We start from the raw sequence: 2,353 nt of genomic DNA, 5'->3' as shown, positions 1-2,353 counted from the left end.
CCATAACCTTCGCTGGTCTTCGTTGAGGTGGATCATTAAGACGTCCCTCTAAACGATAAAACTAACATAAGAACTTAAAAGGGTTGTGGTTTCTAATCCCAGAAAATCTTTAAAAATCTGTGGGTATTATTATGAGGGGTGGTATTATGGCACTGCCGCATGAACAAACTGTTAATGTGTATCTAGCGGAGATTCTGGAAAGGCACTTTCAAGGACAGGCAGAGGTTATTGCTGAAAAGAGGATTGCCAAAGGAAGAATGAGAAGGAGATTTGATATTAAAATATATTTTAGAGGCATAGAATTCATTTTAGAAGCTTCTTATGATGAAAAGGACGCTGAGAAAGATGCTATGAAGAGGCTTGAAGAGGGACTAATAGATACGGTGGCTATTGCAATACATTATGAACCCTCAAAATTCGAAGGAGCAGAAACTGCAAAGCAAATAAAACGTGTTTTAATCGAAAATCCTCTCAAGCTTAAGGTTTTCACCCAGGGTAGGGATATAAGTGGAACCCTACTTGAATTTATTACTCAAAGCAAGAGAGGAAAACCTAAGAGTGTTGGTGGATGGATGTATATTGACATCAATGAGTTCGGTACATTTTTTGAATCAATAATAGAGCTTGTCGTTAAAGAAGACATATTAAACGATCTCTTGGAGCAGATAGAAGAAAAAACTGTAAATTTCGTGAATATAGTTCTGAGAGAGCTGAGCAATCCAAAGTTCAAGGCATCTTTTTTGAGGGACCTTAATTTGATTCTGTTCTCACCAGCAAGCAAGGAAGAAATAGAAGTACCTGAGGTGCCTGACGAGGTGTTGCTGTCACATGCATACATCTCTTTGTTGATGGCATCGACTCTGTATGAGTCTGTTTCTAAGGAGCATGGTCTTCGCTCCCTAAAGAGGCTTATGGTCAAACATAATGATCACCCTCTGAAAGCCATGGAGGAAGGCTTTACAGAGATTCTAAAGATAGATTATGAAAACGTATTTGATGTTGCACTGGGTGTTATTCGGGCATTTTTCGATTTCTCAGACAGCATGCCCGTGATGGAAGCCTTTACAGATCTAATTGACTATGTCTCGGAAATAGTGAAAAACAAGGCCCTATTACGACAAGATTTTATAGGCCACATATATCACAAGGTAACTGGAGACATTGCTACAAGGAAAGGATATGCAACATTTTATACTAAATCACCAATTGCAACATTTCTCGCAAATCTTGCCCTAAACTCCCCAAATGATGCCTGGGATTTTGATTGGAGTGATTTAAAAACATTCAGATTATTCAAAACGTGCGATTTTGCTTGTGGTTCTGGAACACTCTTATCAGCTACCTACAGTGGCCTTCTTTCAAAATACTGGAAGAGCAGTGAAGAGCCACTTCTCGACAAGTTTCACAAGATTTTAATTGAGGAATCTATTTGGGGTTTTGACGCCCTTGAACATGCAGTCCAAACTGCTTCAGTGGTTCTGAGCCTTCATGAGCCCTCTATTCCCCTTGAGAAAATGAACACCTACCACATACCAGTCGATGAAAGTGGCTCGTTGGGTTCATTGAATATGTGGAACGCGAACACGTTTTTACTCCCATTGAAACGCAGGAGTATAGGAAAAACGACAAAGGCCACGGTGTACGTTCCACGGTTTGAGTTCATAATCATGAACCCACCGTTTTCAAGAACAACCGCTCCCGGTGAAGCAGGTTCCAGACCTAGAATATTCGATTTTGTCGTAAGTGAAAAGGGATACAGAAACCTCTGGGAAAAATACAAAGAAGTCATCGAAAGTATGAAAGAAGAACTCCTGAAAAGGGATAGCGTCTCGACCATTTATGAAAAGTACGTGGGACAAGGAAAAGTATTCCTTCCCCAAAATGTGAATCCGATAAATGCAGGTGCAGCCTGGCCATTTATTGTGTTGGCAGATAGGTATTTAAAGCCACACGGAAGAATGGCGCTCGTACTTCCAAAAACAGTTATAGAGAGTTCCGCATTCTTCCTTGTAAGAGCGTTGATGGCTGCCAACTATGAAATTGAGTACATTATAGTAAGTGAAGAACCAGGCAATTACAATTTTAGCTATTCAACGCAACTATCGGAGGTTTTGCTAGTTCTGAAGAAGCTTAAAAAGGGAGAAAAACCACATGAAAACACTACTATAATCAAGTTCCAGAAACAACCAAGGAATAACTTGGAAGGCGTGTTAATGGCCAAAGCGGTGGTGACTAAAAAGCCCACTGAAGGCGTGAGTGAAATCAAGATATTAAATGCAGAAGCGACGATCTATAATGTCAGCAGGAGAACAATGGAAGACTTCGTGTGGAATTGGTCTATCTTGACAGATCT

Annotated in this window: 1 protein-coding gene; it reads left to right on the top strand. The window is 40.3% G+C overall.

Annotation, left to right across the window (positions count from 1 at the left end; translation table 11 throughout):
* Positions 1–146: 146 nt before the first annotated feature.
* Positions 147–2,353: hypothetical protein (locus H0Z23_RS08905; RefSeq protein ID WP_296869095.1), on the top strand; the 2,207-nt coding region annotated here is incomplete at its 3' end.

This window comes from Thermovirga sp. (genome assembly GCF_017656375.1).
Taxonomy (GTDB): Bacteria; Synergistota; Synergistia; order Synergistales; family Thermovirgaceae; genus Thermovirga.
Note: the sequence above shows the minus strand (reverse complement) of the source record. Positions and strands in the feature narration are given on the sequence as shown.